Here is a 25,052-nt window from a genome sequence, read left to right as displayed (position 1 = left end):
CAATTCCAGTTTACTTGTGCCAGCCGCTCTTCCAGCCGGCGATCAGCTTCGGTGCACTGGATTTCAGAGCCTCACCCCGGCCCGAAAGGCTCGGATTGGTCATGAAATAATGCTGAGCGTTGAACGGCTCGGCGTCCTTGCCGACTTCCATGCGGCGCGAGGTGCCGTCCGGAAGAATCTCGTAGCTCTGCTGGTTGTCGATGAGATTGCCCAGCATGATCTGCGAAAGAACCTGTTCGTGCACAGTGCGGTTGATGAGAGGAACGAGCGTCTCCACCCGCCTATCCAGATTGCGCGGCATCATATCTGCCGAGCCGATATAGACAAGCGCATTCTCCGATGGAAGTCCATGTCCGTTGCCGAAGCAGAAAATTCTTGAATGCTCCAGGAAGCGGCCGACGATGGATTTGACGCGGATGTTGTCGGAGAGCCCGGGCACCTGCGGCCTGAGACAGCAGATGCCGCGCACGACGAGATCGATCACGACGCCCGCGCAGCTTGCCTTGTAGAGCGCATCGATGATTTCCGGATCCACCAGGGAGTTCATCTTCATCCAGATCGACGCCGGACGCCCGGCTTGCGCATGGACGATCTCCTCCTCGATGTGCTTGAGGATGCGCGGACGCAGCGTATGCGGTGAGACCGCGAGTTTCATGCCCCCTTCCGGCTCGCCGTAGCCGGTGATGAAGTTGAAGATGTTCGCCATGTCGTGGGCGATCACCGGGTTGCAGGTGAAGAACGACAGGTCGGTGTAGATTTTCGCCGTGACCGGGTGGTAGTTGCCGGTACCGAGATGGCAATAGGTCCTGAGCTTGCCCTCCTCCCGGCGCACCACCATCGACATCTTTGCGTGGGTCTTCAATTCGATGAAGCCGAAAACCACCTGCACGCCGGCGCGCTCGAGGTCGCGCGCCCAGCGGATATTTGCCTCCTCGTCGAAGCGCGCCTTCAGCTCGACAAGCGCGGTCACCGACTTGCCGGCCTCGGCGGCATCGATCAGCGCGCGCACGATCGGGCTGTCGTTCGAGGTCCGGTAGAGCGTCTGCTTGATCGCCAGTACGTCCGGATCGCGCGCAGCCTGCAGCAGGAACTGCACGACGACGTCGAAAGATTCGTAGGGGTGGTGGACCACCATGTCCTTTTCGCGGATGGCCGCAAGACAGTCGCCCGCGTGTTCGCGTACGCGTTCCGGGAAGCGCGGGTTGTAGGGCTCGAAGCGCAGATCCTCGCGCGGCGCCTTGGTGATTTCCGAAAGCGTATTCAGCGCCAGCAGGCCAGGCAGTACCGCGACGCGATTTTCGGGAACGCCGAGTTCCTGCACGACGAACTGACGCAGCGAAGCCGGCATTTCGGAATCGGTCTCGATACGGATCACCGACCCGCGACGGCGGCGCTTGAGGGCCGTCTCGAAAAGGCGCACGAGGTCTTCGGCTTCCTCCTCGACTTCGATGTCGCTGTCTCGAATGATGCGGAACGTGCCCGACCCCTTCACCTCGTAGCCGGGGAAAAGCCGGTCGATGAACTGGCTGACGACGTCTTCGAGGGTGATGTAGCGGATGACGTTCTTGACGTCCGGCAGGCGAACGAAGCGATCGAGCGCCACGGGCAGGCGCAGCAGTGCCGTCATCGGGTCGCGCCCGGTCTTGCTGACGAGCTGCAGGCCGATCGAGAAGCCGAGATTGGGAATGAACGGGAACGGATGTGCCGGGTCGATCGAGAGCGGCGTCAGCACGGGGAAGATCGCCTGGTCGAATTCATTCGCGAGCCAGCTGCGATCCTGCGCGGAAAGCGAAGCCGGACGGACGATGAGGATATCTTCCTTGGCGAGATATTGCTGCAGGACGGCAAGCGATGCCTGCTGCTCCATCTGCAGATTGTCGACCTCCGTCAGAATGCTCTCGAGCGTTTCCGCCGGCGTCAGGCCGTCCGGGCTGCGCAGCGAAAGCCCGGAACGGACCTGGCCCTCCAGACCCGCGACGCGGACCATGAAGAATTCATCGAGATTGGCGGCGGAGATCGATAGAAAACGGACGCGCTCCAGAAGGGGATGCGCCGTGTTCAGCGTCTCCTCGAGGACCCGGCGGTTGAACTGAAGCCAGGAGAACTCGCGGTTGACGAAGCGCTCGGGGCTCTTGAGAAGGTCCAGCGCCTCGGCCGGCGCCTCACGCTTCTGCTCGGCAGATGCCTCGTGTTCCGTGATTGCAGACGTTGCGCTGTCCATGCCTGTAAAGCCCCATTACTCCGAACGAACGAGCTAACCCAGTTTGACGACGGAACTGTGACAGTCAATCGGAGAGGCTTGTATTTGCAAGCTCTTCCAGGACTTCCGCCGCCAGGGCGCGGGTCGGCCGCGTTCCGCGCGCAAGCGCCAGATGATCTATCCGCTCGACGATGGTCTGTGCCGCCTCCAGCGAGCGTTCCATCCGCGCGACGACGTAGCCGACCAGGCGCTCGTCGACCAGGAGCTGGCGGTCGGCAAAAAGCTTGGTGAGCACCTGCACGAGCAATTCGTCGTCGGGCTCGCCGATTTCGACCACGGTGGCAGCCTTGAGGCGCGACTTGAGGTCAGGAAGCCCCACCGGCCATGACATCGGCCATAGCCGTGACGTCATCAAAAGCGCCGTGCCGTTCTGGCGCACGCTGTTGATGACATGGAAGAGAGCCGCATCGTCGAAGCCCTGCCGGTCGGCATCCTCGAAGAGGACCGGCTTTTCCGCGGCGATATCGGCGGCGTTCGAGCCGGCAAAGGGATGTATCGGCTCCGCTCTGGCCTTTTCGCGCCAGATGCCCGCAAGGTGCGATTTGCCGGAACCGACCGGCCCGCAGATGATGACCACCGGCGACGGCCAGGCGGGCCAGTGATCGACGATGGAAATGGCCGCGCTCAACCGGTCCGAGACGAGCAGGTCGTCGCGACCGGTTGCGGGCGCATGGCCAAAGACCAAAGGCAATTGTTCGGACAGATGTCTCTTCATGCATTACCCGTGAGCATTCACATTTTGAAGCTACGCACTTCCGCACCGAAAAGCTCTAGCCGTGGCTCTCCGGCTCCTTGTGAACGGCTGTTCTATGCCCGTGATAGAGATCGCTATCAAGGTACCGCTGGATGCCGAAGCGGACAAGCACACCGATCGCGGCCGCCGCGGGCACCGCCACGAGCAGGCCGACGAAGCCGAAGAGCGCGCCGAACGCAAGCAGGGCGAACATCAGCCAGACCGGGTGCAGCCCGACGCTTTTGCCGACCAGTTTCGGCTGCAGAATATTGCCTTCGAGAAACTGGCCGCTGAAGAAAACGGCGAGAACCAAAAGGATCCAGACATAGTCCGGCCAGAACTGAACGAGCGCGACGCCGAGCGCAAGCACGAGGCCGACCAGCGATCCCACATAGGGAATGAAACTGATCATGCCGGCGAAGAGGCCGATCAGGAGGCCGAAATTGAGCCCCACCATCGTCAGCCCGATCCCGTAATAGAGGCCGAGGATCAGGCAGAGCGAGCCCTGGCCGCGGACAAATCCGGCGATGGTCGTATTCATGTCGCGAGCGATCTGCCGCACGACCTCGACGTAATCGCGCGGTATCCAGCTGTCGACCCTGTCGACCATACGGTCCCAGTCGAGCAGCAGATAGAAGGCGACGACAGGGGTGATGACGAACAGGGACAGGATATTGAGAAGTGCCAAGCCGGAGTTCCAGATCTGCTGGAACAGCGTGCCGAGGAAGCTAGCGCCTTGCTCCAAAAGCTTGGCCGAGTTCTGCTTGATGGTCGTCATCTGGCCGGCGAGCCAGTCCGGCAACAGCGTCGACTGGCTGTCGGTCAGGAATTCCTGAAGCCTGGTGATGTAACCCGGCATTTTCTGAATGAATTCGGCAGCCTGCGTGACGACCAGCGGAACGATGATCATCAGCGACAGCGCCAGCACGACGACGAAGGCGACCAGGATGGCGATCGTCGCCATCAGCCGGCTCAGACCGAGCCGCTCCAGGCGATCGGCTACAGGATCGAGAAAATAGGCGAGCGCCATGCCGGCGAGGAAGGGCAGAAGAATGGAACTGAACACCAGCAGGAAGGCAATGAAGCCGACAAGCACCAGCAGCCAGAAAAAGATCTGGCGCTGAAGTCCCATACTGCTGACCCGATCGCCCATGACGGCCCCCGTTGCGCGCGGCACACCGCACCTTCCGCGTCTTTCGTTCGGACGAGATAGGGCTTGGGGCGCGCCAAGGTCAAGTCCGGCAGCGCTCACGGGGCAAACGGCCTGTGGCCGGCAGAAGGTGCTGACCACAGTCGAATTCACGAAAAATGCAGGATCGGGCGCGCCTCTGCGCTTGCACTCCTCGCTTCTCCGTGCCAATCGCATCCGCAATCAGCGACGAGCCTTGGAGAGCGAGCATGAGCCAGTCGGGAAAGAACGGCCTCACCTACAGCGACGCAGGTGTGGATATCGATGCCGGCAACCTGATGGTCGAGAAGATCAAGCCGCATGTCCGCTCGACCCGGCGTCCCGGCGCCGATGGCGAGATCGGCGGGTTCGGCGGCCTCTTCGACCTGAAGGCCGCCGGTTTCAGCGATCCGGTCCTCGTCGCAGCCAATGACGGCGTCGGCACGAAGCTCAAGATCGCTATCGACGCCGACAAGCACGACACGGTCGGCATCGACCTCGTCGCCATGTGCGTGAACGATCTCGTGGTGCAGGGCGCAGAACCGCTGTTCTTCCTCGACTACTTCGCGACCGGCAAGCTCGATCCCGACCAGGGCGCCGCGATCGTCGCGGGAATCGCCGCCGGCTGCCGCGAGGCAGGCTGCGCGCTGATCGGCGGCGAGACGGCCGAGATGCCGGGCATGTATTCCGGCGGCGACTACGATCTTGCCGGCTTTGCAGTCGGCGCGGCCGAGCGCGGGCAGCTTCTGCCGGCGGGCGACATTGCCGAAGGAGACGTCATCCTCGGACTTGCCTCCTCGGGCGTCCACTCGAACGGCTATTCGCTGGTGCGCAAGATCGTTTCGCTCTCGGGCCTCGCCTGGGATGCTCCGGCACCTTTCGGCCAAGGCACGCTCGCCGACCTCCTGATGACGCCGACGCGCATCTATGTGAAACCGCTTTTGAAGGCGATCCGCGAGACGGGTGCGATCAAGGCACTGGCCCACATCACCGGCGGCGGCTTCCCCGAGAATATTCCGCGGGTGCTGCCGAAGCATCTTGCCGCCGAGATCGACCTCGGCGCCATCAAGCCGCCGGCCGTCTTCTCCTGGCTCGCAAAGACCGGCGGCGTTGCCGCCAACGAGATGCTGCGCACCTTCAATTGCGGCGTCGGCATGATCGCCGTGGTTCCGGCGAGTGAAGCGGAAAAAGTTGCAGCAGTGCTTGCCGGCGAAGGCGAAACGGTCTTCACGCTCGGCCGCATGGTCGCACGCGCCGAGGGCGCGCCCGGCACGATCTACAAGGGCAATCTCGCCATATGAGCATGGTGGCCGGCAAGAAGAAGGTCGTCGTGTTCATTTCCGGCGGCGGCTCCAACATGATCGCACTGGCGAAGGCTGCCGCCGCGCCGGATTTTCCGGCCGAGATCATTGCGGTGATCGCCGACAAGGCGGATGCGGGTGGCCTCGACAAGGCGGCCGGGCTCGGCATTCCGACCTTCTCCTTCGTTCGCAAGGATTTTGCGGGCAAGGAAGCGCACGAGCAAGCAATCCTCGCCGAGCTCGACCGGCTCCAGCCGGACGTGATCTGTCTCGCGGGCTATATGCGCCTTCTTTCTGCGGCCTTCATCCAGCGCTACGAGGGCCGGATCCTCAACATCCACCCGTCGCTGCTTCCGCTCTTCCCCGGGCTTCACACGCACCAGCGGGCAATCGACGCCGGGATGAGGATCGCAGGCTGCACCGTGCATTTCGTGACGGAGGCTATGGACGACGGGCCGATCGTCGCCCAGGCGGCCGTACCGGTCGTTTCCGGCGACACGGCGGATACGCTCGCCGCCCGCGTCCTTACCGTCGAGCACAGAACCTATCCGATGGCGCTTCGGCTCGTGGCTGAAGGCAAGGTGCGGATGGAAGCCGGCCGGGTGGTAAGCCATGCCGTCGGCGAGGCAACGGGTACGCTCATTTCCCCCGCCATCTGAGGCAGCGGGTCACCTTCCCATCGCCAGCCGGCGGTCGAGCGCATCGAGCACGCGTCGTGTCAGAGCGGCGTAGTCGCCATCGAAATGATGGCCTCCCTCGATGGAAACCACGTCGATGCCGGAGGATTTCAGATCCGGGCAGGCATCGTCCTCCTCGTCGGTGCCGTAGATGCACTGCACTAGCGCCGGCTCGATCGCCTTGATGTCGTCGACCGGGTCGCCGGCATTCCCCTCTCCGTCGGCGCCGAGCCAGCCGAGGACGGAGATCTTGTAGTCGGCGCGATGCGACAGCGCCATGAGCGTTACCTGCCGTACGCGCGCGCGGGTCGCTGACGGAAGCAGGTTGTAGGTGCGCGGCAGGATGTCGGCGCCGAAGGAATAGCCGATCAACAGTACATTGCGGACGTTCCACCGCCTGCCGTAATAGGTGATGACACGGGCGAGATCGTCCGCCGTCGCCTGCGGCTGGCGCTCCGACCAGAAATAGCGAAGCGAATCCACCCCGACGACGGGCACGCCCTGCTGCTGCAGGGCATTGCCGACCTCCTTGTCGATGTCGCGCCAGCCGCCGTCGCCGGAATAGATCACCGCCATGGTATCGCGCGCAGGCTTCGCATCGAGAACGGTCAGGGGGAGTCCGAACGGGTTGTCCCCTTCGTCCTCCTGCTGGATGTACCCCGCAAGCGTGGAGGAAAGTGCGGCATAGACGTCTTCGTCGCTCTCCTGGACTTCGACGTCCGGATGCTTGGCTGCGAGAGCGGCAACGTGCTCGCGTCCGGCAGCCGACGCGGACGGCGAAGAGACGACGGTTACCGGGTCGGGCAAGGCGCCATCGGTCAGGCCATAAACCATGCGGTCGCCTTTCCGTGTCTTTTCGGCAGGAGTGCAGAGCTGCTTCGTCAGGGCGATACCCTCTTCGGGATCGACCGCGAGCGTCCGGCCGATGGTCGCTGCGGGAGATTGTGCGGCGATCGCCAGCGCCATGGCCCCGCCGGCCCCGACGCCGGCGACGGTAGGCGGCCGATAGGCGCCGCTGCCGGCCGCGCGCTGCACCTGCTGACTCAAGGATTCGATGTCCGAGACCGTGTAGACGCAGTCCCCGTCATCCCTGCCGAGGGCTGCCAGATAGGCCTTGAGGTCGATGCCGATGACGAGCGCTTTCTCGCTCGAAAGCTTTCGGGCAACGGCATCCTCCCTCTCTGTCCAGCCGCCGGCGTCCGAAAGCAGCACCACGGCGCCGGAAGCCGCCTCTTTCGGGAACAGGATGTGCGGTGCGGGGATCATGCCGGTGTCGAACTTTGCCGCGTCTTCGGCAAAAGACGGAAGGGATGCAGCGCCGGCAATCAGTGCCGCCAGGGCTGCACGCTTCAAGATCCTTTTAATGGGGGTCATTTCCTGATCACTCCCTTCAGGCCGCCGCCGATCAGGAATGTCGCATCCATCAGCGCCAGGATCGGGTTGAAGCCTCCGCTCGCCACCAGGTAGCGCGGCTGCCACTGCGGGTGAAACTTGGACTTGAAGGCGCGCAGTCCCTTGAAGTTGTAGAAGCGCTCGCCGTGCTCGTAGAATGCCCGGCCGGCGCGGTCCCATACGGGCGCCAGCCGGCGCTCCGACATGCCCGACAGCGGCGCCATTCCGAGATTGAAACGCCGATAGCCCTCGTTCTTCAGATATTCCATCAGTTGCGCGAACAGGAAATCCATCGCCCCTTTCGGCGCCTCGGGCGAGAAACGCATGAGGTCGACCGAGCCCTCCTCCCTGGTGCCGGTGATCAGAATATTGGCGAAGGCCACGATGCGACCCTGCCGTTTGAGGATCGCGACAGGCTGCGCCGTCAGGTATCGCGGATCGAAGGCGCCGAGGGAAAAGCCCTTCTCCCTCGCATTGTGGTGGGCGAGCCAAGCATCGGAAACGGCCCCGAGCTCCGGAAGGATCGCCGGTATTTCCGCAGGCGCGACGACCGAGAACTCCAGCCCGTCGCGAATGCCACGGCTCACCTGCTGGCGCAGGTTTGCCCACTTGCCGCCCTTCATCTCGAGGCGCTGGAGATCGACCTCGGCAAGTTCGCCGAGGCGGAAGGCTCTCAAGCCCGCATCCGCGTAATGCGAAAGCCCGCGCGCCGAGACCTGGTAGAAGACGGCCCGGCAACCATTGGAGCGCGCCGCCTCGATGAACTGCCAGATGAGATCCGGCCAGGCATCCACGGGTCCGACCGGATCGAACAACGCAATCCAGGAACGCGCCCAGCGGCCATACATGATGAAGGCCCGGCCGTCGGCGGAGAACATGATGCTCTTGTCACCCATGCGCACGAGGTTGGCGTCGGACATGTCCTGCGCGTCGACGATGGCGACCGCCCGCTCCATCTCCTGTCCGCAGGCGGGGGCAACGGCCGCAGCGGCCGGGCGCATCAGGCTCCAGATCGCTACAGCACTTGCGCCGATCGTCACTCCCAGGAAGGCGCGGAGCCCGCGCGGCGCTTCCGCCGAGAATTCGAACTGCCACCAGAGCTCATGGCTGTATGCGACGTCGCGATAGACAAAGAGCAGGACGACGAATGCGCCGAAACAGATGACGCCGAGCGCGGTAAGCCACGGCAGCGTCAGCGCCTGTCCGAAAAGCGAGGCGGGACGATTGAAGAGCCGCCGACTTGCGAGAAGCCCGACAAGAAGGAAGGCGAGCATGCCGGCTTCCCCGAGCGCCACCGCCTTCACCAACGAAAGCAGGATTGCGGCCAACGCGATCGCGACCGATGCCCACCAGGCGCCATCGAGGCGCAGCGCCAGCCCCCGCGCGACGATGAACAGCGCCAGACCCAAAAGGCTCGCAAGGAAATGCGCGCCTTCGATGATCGGTAGGGGCACGTAATTCGCAAGAAAGGCCAGGTTCTCGTCCGGCGTCGGCGTCACGCCCGAGAGAACCAGCATCAGGGCGAGGACGAGCGCCAGCGTGGCAAGCAATAGCGGCGTCATCCGGCCGCCGGCGCGGCGAAGGCTGGAGGCTGCCGGGTGGCCCGCCAGCTGGCGGAGTTCGATGCCGATCATCACGACGATGGCGATGAGCAAGGGCAACAGGTGGTAGATGACGCGGTAGAGGACGAGTACACCGAGCACCGCATCGACGCCGGCTGCGCGGCCCAGGCTCGCAACGATCACCGCTTCGAAAACGCCGAGCCCCGCCGGCACATGGCTGAGCACGCCGAGGCCGACCGCCACGGCATAGATCGCCAGGAAGGCCGGCCAGCCCACCGTTCCGGCGGGCAAAAGGACATAGAGGACGGTCGCCGACGCCGCGAGATCGAGCGCCGTGACGAGGAACTGGCGCGAACATGTTTGTGAGTCCGGCAGACGCAAGACGAGGCGGCCGATGCGGACCTCGCGACCGCTGCGAGCGGCGATCAGCACCACCAGCAAACCGGCAAGGACGAAGACGGCGATTGCCCGCAGCCATGCCGCATCGATCCCGGTCAGCGGCGCCACGTATTCGCCAACGGCAAGCAGGCTCAAGCAGGTGACCACCGCGAGACCCAACCCGAAGGCGAGTGTGACGAAGGCAATGAGACGGGCGATCTCCTCCGGCTTCAGCCCGAGGCGCGAATAGGACCGATAGCGGATTGCACCGCCGCTCAGCGGACCGAAGCCCGCCGTGTTGCCGACGGCATAGGCGCAGGCGGCCGTGAGCGCGACGGCGGGATAGGGAAGCTTGCGTTCGATGTAATCGAGCGCGCTGACGTCGTAGAAGGTGAGTGCGAGGAAGCTCAGGCCCGTGAACAGGATCGCCGTTGCCACCGATCGCCGGCTCGTATCCGCCAGCGCCGACACGACGTCGTCATATCGCACCTCGGCCGTCAGGTGAAAGATCGCCGCGCCGAAGAGCGCGATCACGAGGAGTGTGCCTATCGCGGAGAGGTAACGCTGGTTGCGTCTCAGAAAGAGCCGCCATGCACCGCGGTCCTGTTGGTCTTCCGCTTCAAACTCTTCCGTGGAGGACGCCATTGGTTCGCCCGTGCGTTGAAGGAGACGACAATGGCTTACCGCAGTGCAGCGCGATCAAACAGTGAAATATCGGTAATGTAGAATATTATAGAATATCAGGCGATTACTTGGCGAGCGAGGCACGGTTGAGCATAGCCCACTGCAGAAGCATGATGGTTTTCGCATCGCAGATCTCGCCGGTGCCTATCCTCGCGACGGCTTCGTCGAAGGAAATTTCCAACACCTCGATGTCCTCGCCCTCATGCGCAAGTCCGCCGCCCGCCGCGACCTTCTTTGATATATCGATGAGACCGAGGAAGAAGCTCGTGCGCTCCGTAATGGAGCCGGGGCTCATATAGGCATCGAAGAGATGCATGGCCGTCTCGATGCGGTAGCCGGTTTCCTCCATCGCCTCGCGGCAGATCGCGACTTCCGGGGCCTCGCCGTCGAGGAGGCCCGCCGGCGCTTCGAGGAGATATCCCGTTTCCCCCTGCAGGAAAACCGGCAGGCGCAGCTGGCGGACGAGAACCACCACCTGCCGCTCCGGATCGAAGAGGAGGATCGTTGCGGCTCGGCCGTGGTCGTGCACTTCACGCACGAGGCGCGCGGTGCTGCCGTCGGACATTTCCTGCTCGATCGTGATCTGCTCGAGATTGATGAAGCCATCCCAGACCGTCTTGCGATCGATGATCCGGAAGCGCGCGTCTGCGTTTTTGGTCATGGGAAGTCCTTTAGGCCTGTTGAAATTCGGGATGCTCGCCGGGACTTGTTTCCCCCCTCATCCCTGTGCTTGTCACAGGAATGAGGGGGCGGAGAGATTGCCGTCCTCCGACACGTTTCCTATGCCGCGCCTGAATTTATTAGAATCGTTCACGATGGTTTTAGGTCGACCCGACCTAAAATCATCGTCAACTCGAGAGCGGGCGCGGTCAGGCCCGGCGCATCCAGACGCGGTTGTCGTGGAATGCGGCTCCGCCATAGGGTGCCACGGCATCGGCACCGGTCAAAACGTTGATCCCCTCCCCGTCCAGGTGGGCCCCATTGGGCCAAAGCCCTTCGGCGATGACGACGCCGCGACGGGTGCCCCCTCCGATCTTCGCGTGCAGGCGGATTTCACCACGCCCGTTGCCGAGCCTGACGACGTCGCCCTCGGCGATACCGAGTTCGGCCGCATCCTCCGCATGGATCATGACTTCCGGCCGGCCCTCCTTCTGGATCGAGGACGGGGTTTCGGCAAAGGTGGAATTGAGGAAGGAACGCGCCGGCGACGTGGCCAGCCGGAACGGATGCCGCTCGTCGGCCACCTCGATGAGGTCGACGTGATCGGGAAACTCGGGAAGCTGACCGTGCGGCCCCTGAGCCCCCATCGCCTTCGGTGGCCGGTTCGGCGCGGGCGTACCCGTCCAATCCGCCTTGAACCGGAACCTGCCGTCCGGATGCCCGAAACCGTTGAGGAAATGCGCCTCGTCGAAAGCCGGCTGGCAATCGAGCCATTTCCGCTTTTTCATCTCGTCGTAGCCGATGCCGTAATTGGCGAGCAATCGGTCGATATGCTGCCGTTCCGTCAGGCGGAAGCCGGGACAGTCTGCAACGCCGAGACGCTTTGCCAGCTCTTCGATGACGAAAAGATTGGTGCGCACGGTCGGCGGCGGCTCGACGACCTTCGGCCCGAGCAGGATATGCTGGTGGCCGCCACCGCGATAAAGATCGTCGTGCTCGAGGAACATGGTGGCCGGCAGGACGATATCCGCGAGCTGCGCGGTGTCCGTCATGAATTGCTCGTGCACGGCGACGAAGACGTCGTCGCGCAGGAAGCCGCGCTTCACCAGCCGCTGCTCCGGTGCGACATTGACCGGATTGGTGTTCTGGATGAGCAGTGCCGTCACGGGGCCGCGATGGCGAAGCGCTTCGGCATCTCCGGTCAGAACGCGGCCGATCTGCGACTGGTCGAGCATGCGCACATCCGGATCGTGAAAGGCGCTGCCGACGAGTTCGCGCTTGTCCAGCCGGAAAATGTCGTTGTTCGAATGGAAGGCGCCGCCGCCCTCATGTTTCCAGGAGCCGAGCACCGTGGCAACGGAGGCTGCGGCATGGATCGCGACGGAACCGTTGCGCTGGCGGGTGAAGCCGTAGCCGAGACGGAAATAGGTCCGCGGCGTCGTTCCGACGAGTCTCGCGAAGGCTTCGATCTCCTCCACCGAAAGCCCGGTGATCGCGGAGGCCCATTCCGGTCCGCGCGTCTTCAGATGCGCTTCGAGTCCCGCGGGATCGTCGGCGAATTCAGCCATGTAGGCGCGGTCCGCATGACCGTCGCGGAAGGCGACGTGCATGACGGCGCAGGCGAGCGCCGCGTCGGTGCCGGGCTTCAGGACCAGCCCCATATCGGCCTGCTTGATCGTCGGATTGTCGTAGACGTCGATGACGACGATCTTGGCGCCGCGCTCCTTTCGCGCCTTGACCGCGTGGGTCATGACGTTGACCTGCGTCGCCACCGCATTGGTGCCCCAGATCACCACGCAATCGGACTTGGCCATCTCCCTTGGGTCCGGTCCGCGCAGGGTACCGGTCGCCATGGTGTAGCCGGTCCAGGCCATGTTGGTGCAGATCGACCCGAAGAAGCCGGAATAACGCTTGGCGTGGCGCAGCCGCTCGATGGAGTCGCGCTGCACCTGCCCCATGGTCCCGGCATAGAAATAGGGCCAGACCGCCTCCGAGCCGTGTCTCTGTTCGGCCTTGACGAACTGGTCGGCGATCTCGTCGAGGGCCGTCTCCCAGGAAATCTCCTGCCAACGCCCCTCGCCCTTCGCACCGACCCGGCGTTGCGGCACCATCAAGCGGCCGGGATGATAGATACGCTCCGCATAGCGGGCGACTTTGGCGCAGATGACCCCGGCGGTGTAGGTGTTTTCCGCCGCGCCGCGTACGCGCCCGATCCGGCCCTCGGCGGTGAGGTCGACCTCCAGCGCACAAGCCGAGGGACAGTCATGCGGACAGACCGAATGGCCGATGGTCTTTTCTTGTCTGATAGGGGTCGCAACGTTCATGGCTTTTCTATATGGCATGGCCAGGGACGCTCAAAGCCCCATTCGCCATTCATCGAAACAATTGATCGCGGCCATCGGCAACGCTTATGAACTACCGGCACATCTACCACGCGGGCAACTTCGCCGATGTCCTGAAGCACGCGGTGCTGGCGCGGCTCGTCACCTATCTGAAGCAGAAGGACAAGGCCTTCCGCGTGCTGGACACCCATGCGGGGATCGGCGTTTACGACCTTTCGAGCGAGGAAGCGCAGAAGACCGGCGAATGGCGCGAGGGCATCGGAAGGCTGATCGAGGCCGAGCTTCCCGCCCCGGTCGCCGCCATTCTCGAACCATATCTTTCCGCCGTTCGCGACCTCAATCCCGAAGGCGGCCTCATGCATTATCCGGGGTCGCCGAAGCTCGCCCGCATGTTGTTTCGTCCGCAGGACCGGCTGTCGGCCATGGAACTTCATCCGGAGGATCACGAGGCGCTGCACCGGCTCTTCGAAGGCGATTTCCAGAGCCGCATCACCCGGCTCGACGGCTGGCTGGCGCTGGGCGCACACCTGCCGCCGAAGGAAAAGCGAGGGCTCGTTCTCGTCGATCCTCCGTTCGAAGCCGAAGGCGAGTATGAGCGGCTGGTGGATGGGCTTGCCAAGGCATACCGCCGGTTCACCGGCGGCATCTACTGCCTCTGGTATCCGCTGAAGAAGGGCGCGCCGATCAGGGATTTTCACGAGTCGCTCAAGGCTTTGGAAATCCCGAAGATGCTTTGCGCCGAACTGTCGGTGCGCAGCGATCGCGTTACCACGGGGCTCGCGGGATCGGGCCTCGTCATCGTCAACCCGCCCTTCACGTTGAAAGGCGAACTCGACATCCTCCTACCCTACCTGAAGACACAACTCGCCCAGGATCGTTTCGCTTCGGGACGTTGCTTCTGGCTGCGCGGCGAGGCGCCGCTCAATCGAGGGCCTTGACGGATAAGGTTCTGTGGCTTCAATCTCTTACGACGACTCAGGGAGGTAGCCATGACTTGCAAGCTTGCCGCAATGCTTCTCACCTCGCTTTCCCTCGTTGCCGGCATGGCCAGCAGCGTGGCCGCCGCAGACTTTGCGGAAGTTCCCGTCGCCCGGCACACCTACGACGTCGGCGTTTGCGGCAACCCCTCCGTCCTCGGCTTCATCACCCGACGCTTCGACTACAAGGCGGCGAACTACCTGCGCGCCAACATCGCCATCGCCGAGATCCGCGAAATGGGTCAGAGCCGCTTCGAACCGCGCGATTACACCCATCTGGTGGAACGCGAATATTGCTACGCGACCGCGGTGACGACGGACGGCGTTCGGCGCCCGATGTGGTATCTGATCGAGAGACCATGGGGCTTTGCCGGCGTCGGGTCCAATATCGAGTTCTGCGTCGGCGGCCTCGACCCATGGTATGTCTACGGCGCCAACTGCGCTTCGCTTCGGTGATCAGCACCTGACGCATGTCGCCCAAAAGTGCGCAGCGGTTTTGGGACAACGACATGCATGAGTACAAAAAGCTGAAGCGCATCTCACGAATTCGATCGAACGCGACGCGTTTCTGGCTGCTGCCGGCAATCGTCGTCCTTGGTACTCTTGTCGGCTGTGGCGGTGAAGACGGCAGCCAGACTGCCCCGAACCCCTCGAAAGATTTGGCGAGAAGTGCGTCAATCGCGCCTGTGCCCGTCGGCACGGGCTTCGACTTCTACGTGCTTTCCCTCTCCTGGTCGCCGACATGGTGCGACGCCAACGATCCCAAAGGCAAGTCCGATCAGTGCGAAACCGGCAGCGGACATGGCCTGATCGTACACGGACTCTGGCCGCAGAACGAAAACGGCTATCCGGAATATTGCCGGACGCGGCACTCGGACCGCGTGCCCGAATCGCTCGGACGGCAATATTTCGACCTCATCCCCTCTATGGGCCTTATCGGCCACCAGTGGCGCAAGCACGGCACCTGTTCTGGCCTCAGCCAGAGGGATTATTTCGCGGTCACGCGCGCCGCGCATGAGAGGCTCACCATTCCTCCGGAATTGACGACTGCGGACGGCGCGGAGAGCCTCTCCGTCCAGGCGATCGAAGCGGCCTTCGAGAAGAAAAATTCCGGGATGACGAGCGAGTCGATCGCTGTTACCTGCGAAGGCAGGCTACTCGAAGAAATCAGGATCTGCTTCGACAAGGAACTGAAATTCAGGGCTTGTCCTCAAGTCGACCGACAGGCCTGCAGACGAGACACCGTCTCGCTGCCTCCAGCACCATGATGGAAAGACATCGGATGAAGATACTCTACTCGCCCGCCTCCCCCTATTCGAACAAGGTCCGCATGGCGGCTCATCATGCCGGAATCGCGGCGGAAAGCGTTCTCACGGAAACCAATTCCAATCCGCCGCAGCTGATCGACAACAACCCGCTGGGCAAGATTCCGACGCTGATAACCGCGGACGGCCTGGCAATCTACGACAGCCGGGCGATCATGCATTTCATCGATCGTGAAACCGGGGGCAAGCTCTATCCGAAGAATCACGAAAAGCGTACCCGGATCGAGATCTTCGAGGCGCTTTGCGACGGCATTTGCGACAGCCTGCTCGCTATCGTCTACGAGAAACGCTTCCATCCGCCTGAAAAGGTGCACCAGCCCTGGATCGACCGGCAATGGGACAAGGTGGAACGGGGGCTCGACCACCTCGAAGCGAACCTGCCCAAGACCGGCAGCAAGCTCAATGCCGGTCACTTCGCGCTCGCCGCCACGCTGCGCTACATCGAACTGCGCTTCGCCGGCGAATGGCAGAAGGGCCGGCCCAAGCTCAAGAACTGGCCTGCCAAATTCGAAAAGCACTTCCCGGATTATTCGAAGTTCAAGGCTTGAGCTTTTGCGCGTGCCCCTCATCCCGCTGCCGCGACCTTCTCCCCGCAGGCGGGGAGAAGGGACACGCAGCCCCGCCTTGCCCCGAATTCAACGGCGAAAGAGGCCTGGCGCTTGCCGCTTATCCCCTTCGCCCCGCTTGCGGGGAGAAGGTGCCGGCAGGCGGATGAGGGGCACGTAAAGCAGCCCACAATACAAAAAGGCCGGGTCGCCCCGGCCTTTTTTTCGATCGTGTTGGACGGATCAGAACTTGACGCCCATACCGAGTTTGACGCTGTGCTCGTCGTAACCGGACGAGATCGTCGAACCGCCGGCGCGGAAGTCCTTGGAGCCGTAATCCGTGTAGCGGTATTCGGCACGCGCAGTGATGTTGTCGGTGACGAAGGTTTCGGCGCCGACGCCTGCGGTCCAACCGACAAGGGTCTTGTCGTCGGAGCCTGCCGGAGTCGAAAGCTTGGCATTGCCGAGTGCGACACCGGCCGTGCCGTAGACGAGGACCGGGTTCAGGTCGACACCGACGCGACCGCGGACCGAGCCGTTGACACCCTGCTTGACGCGGCGGCCGCTGGAGCGGGAGTCGTTGCCGGTGTAGTTTACGTCGGCTTCACCGCCATAAACCATCTGGCCGTCCTGGACATTGTAACCGCCATAGAGACCGCCACCGAAACCGACCGACTTATTGTTGCCGGTCGCATCGGCCTCGCCATGGTGCCAGTCGATGGTGCCGCCGACATAGGCGCCGGACCAGTTGCGCACTGCCGGTTCGGTATATTCGGCAGCCGGAGCAGCCGGAACTTCGTCGACCACGTCAGCGGCGTGGGCGGCCTGGAAGGCAACGAGGGCCATGGCCGAGGCCATGAGGGTGGTGGTGAGCGTACGCATACTATTCTCCTTTCGAACCGGCGTTCCGTTTTAGTTGTTTCTCAGCGGAACACCGGACATCTACAATTAACCCGCCCGGTTGACCCGAAATTGATCAGGAAATGAGGAATCTCAAGAGCCAAAATGTGAAATTTTAGTGGCGGCAACGCGACTGAAATGCGATGTTGCAGCGCAGACACAGGTACTTTATTAACCACGATTCAAGATTAACGAAAGATATACTATAGCAATACAAACTGATGCAAATTACGGCTTCCGCGTTAATTTTTCAGAAATGAATCGTCCGGCGAGAGTTTCGGCGAGCGTTTCCAGCCTATATCTTCTGCCACTCGGCATCAGGATTCGAAGAACGGGACGAAACGTTGAAAAGGACACTCAAGGCGGCGCTCGTTACCGGCGGCGCCCGACGCATCGGCAGGGCAATAGTCGAGGATCTGGCGGCGCACGGTTTCGCGCTCGCCATTCACGCGAACGGATCGTTCGCAGAAGCGGAGGCGCTCGCCGGGAAGCTTGGAAAGACCGGCGCGAGGGCGGTCGCGCTCAGGGCCGATCTTACCGAGGTCGGCGCCGCCTCCGGGCTCGTCGCGGAGGCAACAGCCTTGCTCGGTCCGCTGGATCTCCTCGTCAACAATGCCTCGGTATTCAACAAGGACAGCCTCGCCGAGTTCGACGAAGCGGTCTGGGAGCGGCACTTCGCGCTGCATGTCAAAGCCCCCTCCCTGCTCGCCCGCGATTTTGCGCTGCAGCGGCCGGCCGACGTCTCCGGTCTGATCGTCAATGTCATCGATCAGCGCGTCTGGTCTCCAAATCCGCGCTTTTATTCCTATATGTTGTCCAAATCGGCGCTGTGGACGGCAACCCAGACGATGGCCCAGGCGCTCGCCCCCGACATTCGCGTCAACGGCATCGGACCCGGGCCGACGCTGCCCAACGAGCGACAGGATCCGCGTGATTTCGAGGCCCAGGTCGAGGCGCTCATCCTCAGGCGCGGTCCGGCGCTCGAGGAATTCGGACGTGCGATCCGCTTCCTTTTCGACACGCCGTCGGTTACCGGACAGATGATTGCACTCGACGGCGGCCAGCACCTTGCCTGGGAGACGCCTGATATTCGGGAGATAGTGGAATGAACGGGCAGACGCCCACCGATGGCGGCATCCTTTACGACGCCACGGAGACCGACGACGAAGACGATCTGGTCGAAGTGACCGAGGCCGAACGGCCGGCGCCGGCAATAGGATGGGCGGAGAGCCTGCCGGAAGCGGCGGGCCTCAAGGGAGCCGAACTCATCCAGGCCTTCGTCAAGCGCCTGCCGAACGGGCCCGGCGTCTACCGGATGCTCAACGAGGCCGGCGACGTGCTCTATGTCGGCAAGGCCCGCAGCCTGAAGAAGCGGGTGAGCAACTATGCGCAGGGGCGAGGCCACTCGAACCGCATCGCGCGCATGGTTCGCGAGACTGCGCATATGGAATTCGTGACGACGCGGACGGAGATCGAGGCGCTGCTGCTCGAAGCAAACCTCATCAAGCGCCTGCGCCCGCGCTTCAACGTGCTTCTGCGCGACGACAAGTCCTTCCCCTATATCGTCGTCACCGGCGATACGCGTGCGCCGGCGCTCTACAAGCATCGCGGCGCGCGCAGCCGCAAGGGCGACTATTTCGGCCCCTTCGCCTCGGCCGGAGCAGTCGGACGCACGATCAACTCGCTGCAGCGCGCCTTTCTTCTCAGAACCTGCACCGACAGTGTCTTCGAAACACGCACGCGCCCCTGTCTGCTCTATCAGATCAAGCGTTGTTCCGCGCCGTGCACGAACGAGGTCAGCGATGCGGATTACGCGGAACTGGTCAGCGAAGCCAAGGATTTTCTCTCCGGCAAGAGCCAGGCGGTGAAGGCGACCATTGCCTCCGCCATGGCCGAGGCTTCGGAGAACCTCGATTTCGAGCGGGCCGCGCTTTACCGCGACCGGCTGGCCGCGCTGAGCCACGTCCAGAGCCACCAGGGCATCAACCCGGCCGGCGTCGAGGAAGCGGACGTCTTCGCCATCCATCACGAAGGCGGCATCTCCTGCATCCAGGTGTTCTTCTTCCGGACGGGGCAGAACTGGGGCAATCGCGCCTATTTTCCGAAAGCCGATCCTTCGATTCCCCCTGCCGAGGTGCTCAGCGCGTTTCTTGCGCAGTTCTATGACGACAAGCCCTGTCCGCGGCAGGTCCTGCTCTGCGCCCCCGTCGAGGAACAGGAACTGCTTGCACAGGCGCTCAGCGAGAAATCCGGCTACAAGGTCTCGATCCTCGTGCCGCAGCGCGGAGAGAAGAAGGATCTCGTCGAGCATGCGCTCGCAAACGCCCGCGAGGCGCATGGCCGCAAGCTCGCCGAAACGGCTTCGCAGGGGCGCCTGCTCGAAGGCTTTGCCGCAACCTTCCAACTCCCTTACGTGCCGCGCCGCATCGAGATCTACGACAACTCGCATATCATGGGCACCAATGCGGTGGGCGGCATGGTCGTCGCCGGCCCGGAGGGCTTCGTCAAAGGCCAGTACCGAAAGTTCAACATAAAATCGACCGACATCACGCCGGGCGACGATTTCGGCATGATGCGCGAGGTCATGACGCGGCGCTTCTCCCGCCTCCTGAAAGAAGAGGGCAAGCCGGATCGGTCCGCAGAGCCGGGTGAGGATGCCGGTTTCCCCGCGTGGCCCGACGTCATCCTGATCGATGGCGGCCAGGGCCAGATGACGGCAGTTCGTACGATTCTCAAGGACCTCGGCGTAGAGGACTGCGTGACGGCGATCGGCGTCGCCAAGGGCGTCGACCGCGACGCCGGGCGCGAGCGTTTCTTCGCCGAAGGCCGGGAAAGCTTCACTCTGCCGCCGCGCGACCCCGTCCTCTACTTCATCCAGCGTCTGCGCGACGAAGCGCACCGTTTCGCGATCGGCTCGCACCGGGCTCGCCGGAAAAAGGAAATGGTCAAGAATCCGCTCGACGAGATCGCCGGAATCGGCCCGACGCGCAAACGCGCGCTCCTCACCCATTTCGGAACCGCCAAAGCCGTGTCCCGCGCCGGCATCAACGACCTGATGTCGGTAAACGGCATTTCCGAAACGGTCGCCCGTATCGTCTACGAGCATTTCCACGAGGACGCCGCCAAATGACGGGGCGGCGCGGTTCAGCCTGCGTTCAGGCGAAATCCGCCAAATATGACAGGCGTCACGCAATGATCTGTTGACCTTATGGTCGCAAAGTCATTCTGTACAGCTGAACCCGGAGGGGATGAGGAAAGGCGTTCGGCGTTTCCGCCCGCATCCCGCTTCGACCACTAGAATCGATCGCGCCGAGACCCCAGATGGCGGGAAATGAGGACTGTCGTGTCCAGAGAAACCGAATCCATGCCAACGCCCATAGCCTATAGCATCCCAAATCTGCTGACCTATTTCCGCATCCTCATCGTGCCGCTGATCGTCTTCTGCTTCTTCATCGAAGGCCGGCTTCACAGCTCGGATTTTGCGCGCTGGACCGCGCTCATCCTCTTTGTCGCGGCTTCGATCACGGATTTCTTCGACGGCTATCTCGCCCGCATATGGAAGCAGACCTCGAATATCGGCCGCATGCTCGATCCGATCGCGGACAAGCTGCTGGTCGCCTCGATCCTGCTGCTCGTGGCCGCCGACGGAACGATCGCCGGCTGGTCGATCTGGGCTGCCATCATCATCCTCTGCCGCGAGATACTGGTTTCCGGCCTCCGCGAATATCTTGCAGCCCTCAAGGTCAGCGTTCCGGTGACGCGGGTTGCCAAATGGAAGACGACGATCCAGATGGTCGCGATCGCCTTCCTGCTCGCCGGTCCCGCCGGCGACAAGATCGTGCCCTATGTCACGGAAGCCGGTATCCTGCTGCTGTGGATCGCCGCGGCCATCACACTCTATACCGGCTACGACTATTTCCGCGCCGGCCTGAAACATGTGGTCAACGAATGAGCACGGTAAACCTCGTCTATTTCTCCTGGGTTCGCGAGCGCATCGGCAGGCCTGAAGAAACACTGGACCTGCCGGAGAATGTCGTCACGATCGCCGACCTGCTGGGCCATCTGAAGACCCGCGGTGAGGAATATGCCGCGGTTTTCGAGCACGCGAACGTCATCCGCGCGGCGATCAACCAGGAACATGTGGAGCACGGCGAGCCGATCGCCGGCGCCCGAGAGATCGCCCTCTTCCCGCCGATGACGGGCGGCTGAAGCCATGGCCGCCCCCGTCACCGTGCGCGTCCAGCGCGACGACTTCGACATCGCCGCCGAAGTCTCGGCGCTTTGCCGTGCGCGGACTGACGTCGGTGCGGTGGTCACGTTTTCGGGGCTGTGCCGGGACGAGGCCGGAGCCCTCAGTGCGCTCGAGCTCGAGCATTATCCCGGCATGGCAGAGGCGGAGATCGAACGGATATGCCACGAAGCGGTCGAGCGCTTCGGCCTGCAGGCTGCAACCGCCATCCATCGCTTCGGCCGCATGGAGCCGGGAGCGAATATCGTCCTGGTGGTAACCGCCTCGCCGCACCGGCAGGCGGCATTCGATGGCGCGAATTTCATCATGGATTTCCTGAAGACCTCGGCCCCCTTCTGGAAGAAGGAACATCACGCCGACGGCAGCGCAGGCGATTGGGTCAGCGCGAAGGATGCGGACGACGCGGCACGCGATCGCTGGACGCGCCGCTGATCTCTCACGCCGCCTGAATCACGATGTTTTTAGGTCGGGTCGACCTAAAAACATGAGCGTGATCGATTCCAAGAAGTTGAGACGCGGGATGCGGGCGGAAAACCGCACACACTTTTCCTCATCCCGCTCTGATCAGGGAATGATCCTTTCCCGGCGCGTGACCACGAGCACGATCACCAGAAAGCCGAATATGGCGAAGTCCCGCCAGAGGATGGGTCCATAGGCGCTCCACAGCGTCTCCATGAGGCCGATGCCGGCCGCGCCCAGTGCCGCGAATAACGGCGAAGTCTGCCCGCCGATGGCGGCGATGAACAGGACCTTGACCCCGAAGGTCAGCCCGGTGCCGAAATCCATGTTGCCGTAATAGGAAGCAGCGAGAATCCCGCAGAACGCAGCGATCAGCGACGCCACGCCATAGGCGGCGATATAGACCGCTCCCGGATCGATGCCGCAAAGCGCGGCGGCCTCGCGGTCCTCGGAAACGGCGCGCCAGTAGCGGCCGGCATAGGAACGGGTCAACAGCCAATGGCCGCCGGCGACAAGGGCCATCATGAGCGCGGTGTTGACGAGCTGCACGACCGTCAGCGCGACCGGAAAGGCAGGGTTCGGCCAGAACACCACCACGTCGTGCAAGAAGGGCGGCAGCCAGAGGCTTCTGGTGTCGGAGGCGAGCCGGGCCGTTTCCATCAGCACCAGCAGGCTTCCGAGCGAGGCGACGACCACGGCATTGGCGGAGGAAAAAGCCAGGGGCCGCATGACGTAGCGGCCGGCAATAAGACCGGCACCGAGCCCGAATGCGAGCGCCGCTGCCGCCCCGAGCCCGAGCGCCGCCGGCAGTACCAGCCACAGCCGGTTCCAGCCGACATCCGCGAAGAGCACGAAGATTTGCCCGGCAAAGGCGAAGAGCGCGCCATAGGTCAGGTCCGCCCGCCGCGTGACAGCAAAGGCGATCGCGTATCCAAAGGCGAGCGCCGCATAAAGCGCGGCCACGGGTACGGCATTGGCGATCTGCTGCAGAAAATAGGCCATGGCACATCCGCGTGATGACAAGCGTACTATAACTGGTAAACTGGCTTTTACCAGTTAGGATTTTCGCATGAGCTTCACCTGGACCGCACATCGATTCTCCGGCGGCGCGCTCGCACTGGACGTCGCCAATTCCGTGGTCATGCGCTTCGATGCGGAGCGCAGGACCGATCGCTTCGACGACCCGGCCGCGATCGACACCTTCGCCGAGGCCGCAAATCTCTACGGCGCCGAACGGAACCGTTTCGGCACGCTCGTCCCGGCAAAATCAGAGCGCCGAAATGCATTCATCGGATTGCGCGAGGCGACGGACCGCCATTTCCGCGCCCTGGTGAGGACTGAGGACCGGCCGGATCTCCTGGCCGACCTGCTCGAGGCGATCGCCACCGTCCTGCGTCAACCCGCAGACACGCGCAAAGGCACGCCGCTCGATGTGGCCACGGCGCATTCGGCACTTGGCCTCATTGCCGGACCGGAGAGGGAACGCCTGAAAATCTGCCCCAACTGCGCGTGGCTGTTTCTCGACCGCAGCCGCAACCGGAGCAGGACGTGGTGCGACATGGCGGTTTGCGGCAACCGGACGAAGGCCAGGCGCCATTATCGCCGCAGCAGGGAGGAACCGAAGCCATGAAGAGCGCCATGATATCCGCTCTGCTCGCCGCAGCGGTCGCTGCCGGCTGTCAACGCGAAAGCGGCAGGGATCCGCTCGAACTGACCGGCAAGATGTTCGTGTTCAACTATCGGCTGGCCTATGCGACCTATATGGTCACACTCAACAAGACGGAGCCGGTTCCGGATGGAAGCACTGTCGTCGCAACCTTCGAAAACCCTGCCGGCGGCAATCCGCTGACGCTTGAACGGAAGCTTTTCCCGAAGCTGAACAAGGTGGTGCTGGAAAGTCCGGACATCACCTGCGTGAAGAAGCAGAGACCCTATGCCGTGACCATCGAGGTCAAAGGACCGGACGGGACATCGCTTCAGAGGCTGGAGACGACTGTCGTTTCGGACATCGATCAGGACGTGATGCCGGCGAAGCCCCTTGTCGAAGGTCCGGCCTACGACAAGAACCCGGAGGTCTTCAAGGACGGCAAGGCGCCGGCGCGCTTCGAGACCGCCACCTGTCCGACGTAAAAAGCCGGAGCGTCGCCGCCCCGGCTTGAAAATCACTTTGCTGGTTTACCGATTAGCCGACGATCTCGGTGCCGGAGAACCAGTAGGCGATTTCCTCGGCAGCCGTTTCCGGGGCATCGGAACCGTGAACCGAGTTTTCGCCGATCGAAAGAGCGTGGACCTTGCGGATCGTGCCCTCGGCAGCGTTGGCCGGGTTGGTAGCGCCCATGACTTCACGGTTCTTGGCAATGGCGTTTTCGCCTTCGAGAACCTGAACCACGGTCGGACCCGAGGACATGAATTCGACGAGCTCGCCGAAGAACGGGCGCTCCTTGTGCACGGCATAGAAGCCTTCGGCTTCGCGGCGGCTCATCCAGACGCGCTTCGAGGCGACGACGCGAAGCCCGGCATCCTCCAGCATCTTGGTGATGGCGCCGGTCAGATTGCGCTTCGTCGCATCCGGCTTGATCATCGAAAAGGTACGTTCAATCGCCATTGGCTCAATTTCCCTTGCTCTTGAGAAGTGGCGGTTCATTAGCCGCCAATTCCGCGCAAAACAAGGGGGCGCGGCGATGATTCGCCCCCTCGTGCCGTAGTTTCACGCTGCTGTCACGCTGCGGCCCAGGCCATCGTGAAGGTCAAGGCAACGCTCGAACCAGTCGGTGACGACGTCGCCTGCGGCAAGCAGGCGATGTGGCGAAACGATGCGTGCCCATTGCAGCGCGCCGAAGACGATATAATCGGCAAAGAGCGGCCTGTCGCCGCCGAGGAACGGCTGAAACTTCAGCATGTGGCGGATCGGTTCGAGCTTCGCCGAGAAGGTTTCGAGGTCTCCTCGCCCGGCCTCGGCGACCGCCTCCAGCGGCCTTCCGAAGCGCTCCTCGCGGCTCGCCCGGAAATAAGCCCGGTCGATCGGGTCGAGGCTGTCATGAATGTCCATGATCGCGATACGCCCGATCGCCGGATGCAATGTCGTTTGCGACCAGCCCTCGACGAAGCGCGCCATGGCCTTGCCGCCTTCGCCGGAAAACAGGGGCGGACGATCGGGATAGGCCTCTTCGAGATAGAGAGCGATATCGAAGCTGTCGCTGACGAGCTTCTCTCCGTCGCGCAGCAGCGGAACGATCTTGGTCGCCCCCTGCTCCAGCCTCGGAATCTCGGTGAAGCCGACCGGCGCGATGTCGAAGGCTAGGCCCTTGTGGGCGAGCGACAGCTTCGTCTTCCACACATGCGGCGAAAAGGGGCGGCTCGTGTCGGTTCCGGAGAGTGCGTAGAGTTTGCGGGTCATTCAGGCTCCTGTACTTCGCTACCGGGCGACATAAGGGGAGCAT

Annotated in this window: 24 protein-coding genes; 13 read left to right on the top strand and 11 right to left on the bottom strand. The window is 63.0% G+C overall.

Going from position 1 to position 25,052, the window contains the following annotated elements; translation table 11 throughout:
* Window positions 1-10: 10 nt before the first annotated feature.
* The 3 genes from PZL22_RS24000 to PZL22_RS23990 form a co-directional block, all read right to left on the bottom strand.
* Window positions 11-2,221, bottom strand: a complete 2,211-nt coding sequence (locus PZL22_RS24000) for an RNA degradosome polyphosphate kinase (RefSeq protein WP_003529363.1) — start codon at window positions 2,219-2,221, stop codon at window positions 11-13.
* Window positions 2,222-2,285: 64 nt separating this feature from the next.
* On the bottom strand, window positions 2,286-2,975 hold the full coding sequence (hdaA, locus tag PZL22_RS23995) for a DnaA regulatory inactivator HdaA (RefSeq protein WP_010969096.1): 690 nt from the start codon (window positions 2,973-2,975) through the stop codon (window positions 2,286-2,288).
* A gap of 55 nt (window positions 2,976-3,030) precedes the next feature.
* Window positions 3,031-4,146 (bottom strand): AI-2E family transporter, encoded by a 1,116-nt coding sequence (locus PZL22_RS23990; protein WP_010969095.1) that lies wholly within the window; start codon window positions 4,144-4,146, stop codon window positions 3,031-3,033.
* 245 nt (window positions 4,147-4,391) lie between these two features.
* Here PZL22_RS23990 and purM point away from each other — a divergent pair, with 245 nt between their 5' ends.
* Window positions 4,392-5,462 (top strand): phosphoribosylformylglycinamidine cyclo-ligase, encoded by a 1,071-nt coding sequence (gene purM, locus PZL22_RS23985; protein WP_003529369.1) that lies wholly within the window; start codon window positions 4,392-4,394, stop codon window positions 5,460-5,462.
* Window positions 5,459-6,121 carry a phosphoribosylglycinamide formyltransferase gene (gene purN, locus PZL22_RS23980; protein ID WP_003529371.1) on the top strand — a complete coding sequence of 221 codons (663 nt, stop codon included), beginning with the start codon at window positions 5,459-5,461 and terminating at the stop codon, window positions 6,119-6,121. The genes purM and purN overlap by 4 nt, the downstream gene beginning before the upstream one ends.
* 9 nt (window positions 6,122-6,130) lie before the next feature.
* On the opposite strand, the gene PZL22_RS23975 is transcribed toward purN, so the two are convergent.
* The 4 genes from PZL22_RS23975 to PZL22_RS23960 form a co-directional block, all read right to left on the bottom strand.
* Window positions 6,131-7,513, bottom strand: coding sequence for a virulence factor (locus PZL22_RS23975; RefSeq protein WP_013844268.1), 1,383 nt, complete (start codon window positions 7,511-7,513; stop codon window positions 6,131-6,133).
* A complete protein-coding gene (gene mprF / locus PZL22_RS23970; RefSeq protein WP_284718577.1) occupies window positions 7,510-10,116 on the bottom strand; it encodes a bifunctional lysylphosphatidylglycerol flippase/synthetase MprF in 2,607 nt (868 codons plus the stop codon). Before mprF ends, PZL22_RS23975 begins: the two co-directional genes overlap by 4 nt.
* A 103-nt stretch (window positions 10,117-10,219) precedes the next feature.
* Window positions 10,220-10,816, bottom strand: coding sequence for an NUDIX domain-containing protein (locus PZL22_RS23965; RefSeq protein WP_003531602.1), 597 nt, complete (start codon window positions 10,814-10,816; stop codon window positions 10,220-10,222).
* Window positions 10,817-11,024: 208 nt separating this feature from the next.
* Window positions 11,025-13,157 carry a molybdopterin-containing oxidoreductase family protein gene (locus PZL22_RS23960; RefSeq protein ID WP_033048902.1) on the bottom strand — a complete coding sequence of 711 codons (2,133 nt, stop codon included), beginning with the start codon at window positions 13,155-13,157 and terminating at the stop codon, window positions 11,025-11,027.
* 68 nt (window positions 13,158-13,225) lie between these two features.
* Here PZL22_RS23960 and PZL22_RS23955 point away from each other — a divergent pair, with 68 nt between their 5' ends.
* From PZL22_RS23955 to PZL22_RS23940, 4 genes are read left to right on the top strand one after another with little or no spacing between them, the layout of a single operon-like run.
* Window positions 13,226-14,095, top strand: coding sequence for a 23S rRNA (adenine(2030)-N(6))-methyltransferase RlmJ (locus PZL22_RS23955; RefSeq protein ID WP_003531604.1), 870 nt, complete (start codon window positions 13,226-13,228; stop codon window positions 14,093-14,095).
* 51 nt (window positions 14,096-14,146) lie between these two features.
* Entirely contained in the window at window positions 14,147-14,590 is a 444-nt protein-coding gene (locus tag PZL22_RS23950) for a hypothetical protein (RefSeq protein WP_003531605.1), read from the top strand.
* A gap of 53 nt (window positions 14,591-14,643) precedes the next feature.
* On the top strand, window positions 14,644-15,402 hold the full coding sequence (locus PZL22_RS23945; protein ID WP_013844265.1) for a ribonuclease T2 family protein: 759 nt from the start codon (window positions 14,644-14,646) through the stop codon (window positions 15,400-15,402).
* A 14-nt stretch (window positions 15,403-15,416) separates the two neighbouring features.
* Complete coding sequence (locus tag PZL22_RS23940; RefSeq protein ID WP_003531606.1) at window positions 15,417-16,007, top strand: glutathione S-transferase; 591 nt, start codon at window positions 15,417-15,419, stop codon at window positions 16,005-16,007.
* Between the two features lie 240 nt (window positions 16,008-16,247).
* On the opposite strand, the gene PZL22_RS23935 is transcribed toward PZL22_RS23940, so the two are convergent.
* Window positions 16,248-16,886, bottom strand: a complete 639-nt coding sequence (locus tag PZL22_RS23935; protein ID WP_003531607.1) for an outer membrane protein — start codon at window positions 16,884-16,886, stop codon at window positions 16,248-16,250.
* 362 nt (window positions 16,887-17,248) lie between these two features.
* On the opposite strand from PZL22_RS23935, the gene PZL22_RS23930 reads away from it, so the two are divergent.
* From PZL22_RS23930 to PZL22_RS23910, 5 genes are all read left to right on the top strand, one after another.
* Window positions 17,249-18,013 carry an SDR family oxidoreductase gene (locus tag PZL22_RS23930; RefSeq protein ID WP_003531608.1) on the top strand — a complete coding sequence of 255 codons (765 nt, stop codon included), beginning with the start codon at window positions 17,249-17,251 and terminating at the stop codon, window positions 18,011-18,013.
* Window positions 18,010-20,034, top strand: a complete 2,025-nt coding sequence (uvrC, locus tag PZL22_RS23925; RefSeq protein WP_003531609.1) for an excinuclease ABC subunit UvrC — start codon at window positions 18,010-18,012, stop codon at window positions 20,032-20,034. The genes PZL22_RS23930 and uvrC overlap by 4 nt, the downstream gene beginning before the upstream one ends.
* Before the next feature lie 234 nt (window positions 20,035-20,268).
* Complete coding sequence (gene pgsA / locus PZL22_RS23920) at window positions 20,269-20,856, top strand: CDP-diacylglycerol--glycerol-3-phosphate 3-phosphatidyltransferase (protein ID WP_003531610.1); 588 nt, start codon at window positions 20,269-20,271, stop codon at window positions 20,854-20,856.
* Window positions 20,853-21,113: a molybdopterin converting factor subunit 1 gene (gene moaD, locus PZL22_RS23915; RefSeq protein ID WP_003531611.1), complete on the top strand. Its 261-nt coding sequence runs from the start codon at window positions 20,853-20,855 to the stop codon at window positions 21,111-21,113. The genes pgsA and moaD overlap by 4 nt, the downstream gene beginning before the upstream one ends.
* A gap of 4 nt (window positions 21,114-21,117) precedes the next feature.
* The gene (locus PZL22_RS23910) at window positions 21,118-21,585 is read left to right on the top strand and encodes a molybdenum cofactor biosynthesis protein MoaE (RefSeq protein ID WP_003531612.1); all 468 of its coding nucleotides are present in this window, start codon (window positions 21,118-21,120) and stop codon (window positions 21,583-21,585) included.
* A 132-nt stretch (window positions 21,586-21,717) separates the two neighbouring features.
* Here the strand turns inward: PZL22_RS23910 and PZL22_RS23905 are convergent, their stop codons facing one another.
* On the bottom strand, window positions 21,718-22,614 hold the full coding sequence (locus tag PZL22_RS23905) for a branched-chain amino acid ABC transporter permease (RefSeq protein WP_003531613.1): 897 nt from the start codon (window positions 22,612-22,614) through the stop codon (window positions 21,718-21,720).
* 67 nt (window positions 22,615-22,681) lie between these two features.
* Between PZL22_RS23905 and PZL22_RS23900 the strand changes: the two genes are divergently transcribed.
* Window positions 22,682-23,242, top strand: coding sequence for a CGNR zinc finger domain-containing protein (locus tag PZL22_RS23900; RefSeq protein ID WP_003531614.1), 561 nt, complete (start codon window positions 22,682-22,684; stop codon window positions 23,240-23,242).
* Window positions 23,239-23,742: a hypothetical protein gene (locus PZL22_RS23895; RefSeq protein WP_003531615.1), complete on the top strand. Its 504-nt coding sequence runs from the start codon at window positions 23,239-23,241 to the stop codon at window positions 23,740-23,742. The genes PZL22_RS23900 and PZL22_RS23895 overlap by 4 nt, the downstream gene beginning before the upstream one ends.
* Before the next feature lie 52 nt (window positions 23,743-23,794).
* Here PZL22_RS23895 and ndk read toward each other — a convergent pair whose 3' ends face one another.
* Both ndk and PZL22_RS23885 read right to left on the bottom strand, forming a co-directional pair.
* The gene (gene ndk / locus PZL22_RS23890; RefSeq protein WP_003531616.1) at window positions 23,795-24,217 is read right to left on the bottom strand and encodes a nucleoside-diphosphate kinase; all 423 of its coding nucleotides are present in this window, start codon (window positions 24,215-24,217) and stop codon (window positions 23,795-23,797) included.
* 102 nt (window positions 24,218-24,319) lie between these two features.
* Entirely contained in the window at window positions 24,320-25,009 is a 690-nt protein-coding gene (locus PZL22_RS23885) for a glutathione S-transferase family protein (RefSeq protein WP_003531617.1), read from the bottom strand.
* Window positions 25,010-25,052 lie beyond the last annotated feature (43 nt).

Source organism: Ensifer meliloti (assembly GCF_030064585.1).
Classification (GTDB): domain Bacteria; phylum Pseudomonadota; class Alphaproteobacteria; order Rhizobiales; family Rhizobiaceae; genus Sinorhizobium; species Sinorhizobium meliloti.
The sequence above is the reverse complement of the archived record's forward strand: the minus strand, read 5'-3'. Positions and strand labels throughout refer to the sequence as shown.

Bases quoted from the DNA above. Each gene is read 5' to 3' on its own strand.
- PZL22_RS24000 (WP_003529363.1), bottom strand. From the start codon at position 2,221: ATGGACAGCGCAACGTCTGCAATCACGGAACACGAGGCATCTGCCGAG.
- hdaA (WP_010969096.1), bottom strand. From the start codon at position 2,975: ATGAAGAGACATCTGTCCGAACAATTGCCTTTGGTCTTTGGCCATGCG.
- PZL22_RS23990 (WP_010969095.1), bottom strand. From the start codon at position 4,146: ATGGGCGATCGGGTCAGCAGTATGGGACTTCAGCGCCAGATCTTTTTC.
- purM (WP_003529369.1), top strand. From the start codon at position 4,392: ATGAGCCAGTCGGGAAAGAACGGCCTCACCTACAGCGACGCAGGTGTG.
- purN (WP_003529371.1), top strand. From the start codon at position 5,459: ATGAGCATGGTGGCCGGCAAGAAGAAGGTCGTCGTGTTCATTTCCGGC.
- PZL22_RS23975 (WP_013844268.1), bottom strand. From the start codon at position 7,513: ATGACCCCCATTAAAAGGATCTTGAAGCGTGCAGCCCTGGCGGCACTG.
- mprF (WP_284718577.1), bottom strand. From the start codon at position 10,116: ATGGCGTCCTCCACGGAAGAGTTTGAAGCGGAAGACCAACAGGACCGC.
- PZL22_RS23965 (WP_003531602.1), bottom strand. From the start codon at position 10,816: ATGACCAAAAACGCAGACGCGCGCTTCCGGATCATCGATCGCAAGACG.
- PZL22_RS23960 (WP_033048902.1), bottom strand. From the start codon at position 13,157: ATGCCATATAGAAAAGCCATGAACGTTGCGACCCCTATCAGACAAGAA.
- PZL22_RS23955 (WP_003531604.1), top strand. From the start codon at position 13,226: ATGAACTACCGGCACATCTACCACGCGGGCAACTTCGCCGATGTCCTG.
- PZL22_RS23950 (WP_003531605.1), top strand. From the start codon at position 14,147: ATGACTTGCAAGCTTGCCGCAATGCTTCTCACCTCGCTTTCCCTCGTT.
- PZL22_RS23945 (WP_013844265.1), top strand. From the start codon at position 14,644: ATGCATGAGTACAAAAAGCTGAAGCGCATCTCACGAATTCGATCGAAC.
- PZL22_RS23940 (WP_003531606.1), top strand. From the start codon at position 15,417: ATGAAGATACTCTACTCGCCCGCCTCCCCCTATTCGAACAAGGTCCGC.
- PZL22_RS23935 (WP_003531607.1), bottom strand. From the start codon at position 16,886: ATGCGTACGCTCACCACCACCCTCATGGCCTCGGCCATGGCCCTCGTT.
- uvrC (WP_003531609.1), top strand. From the start codon at position 18,010: ATGAACGGGCAGACGCCCACCGATGGCGGCATCCTTTACGACGCCACG.
- pgsA (WP_003531610.1), top strand. From the start codon at position 20,269: ATGCCAACGCCCATAGCCTATAGCATCCCAAATCTGCTGACCTATTTC.
- moaD (WP_003531611.1), top strand. From the start codon at position 20,853: ATGAGCACGGTAAACCTCGTCTATTTCTCCTGGGTTCGCGAGCGCATC.
- PZL22_RS23910 (WP_003531612.1), top strand. From the start codon at position 21,118: ATGGCCGCCCCCGTCACCGTGCGCGTCCAGCGCGACGACTTCGACATC.
- PZL22_RS23905 (WP_003531613.1), bottom strand. From the start codon at position 22,614: ATGGCCTATTTTCTGCAGCAGATCGCCAATGCCGTACCCGTGGCCGCG.
- PZL22_RS23900 (WP_003531614.1), top strand. From the start codon at position 22,682: ATGAGCTTCACCTGGACCGCACATCGATTCTCCGGCGGCGCGCTCGCA.
- PZL22_RS23895 (WP_003531615.1), top strand. From the start codon at position 23,239: ATGAAGAGCGCCATGATATCCGCTCTGCTCGCCGCAGCGGTCGCTGCC.
- ndk (WP_003531616.1), bottom strand. From the start codon at position 24,217: ATGGCGATTGAACGTACCTTTTCGATGATCAAGCCGGATGCGACGAAG.
- PZL22_RS23885 (WP_003531617.1), bottom strand. From the start codon at position 25,009: ATGACCCGCAAACTCTACGCACTCTCCGGAACCGACACGAGCCGCCCC.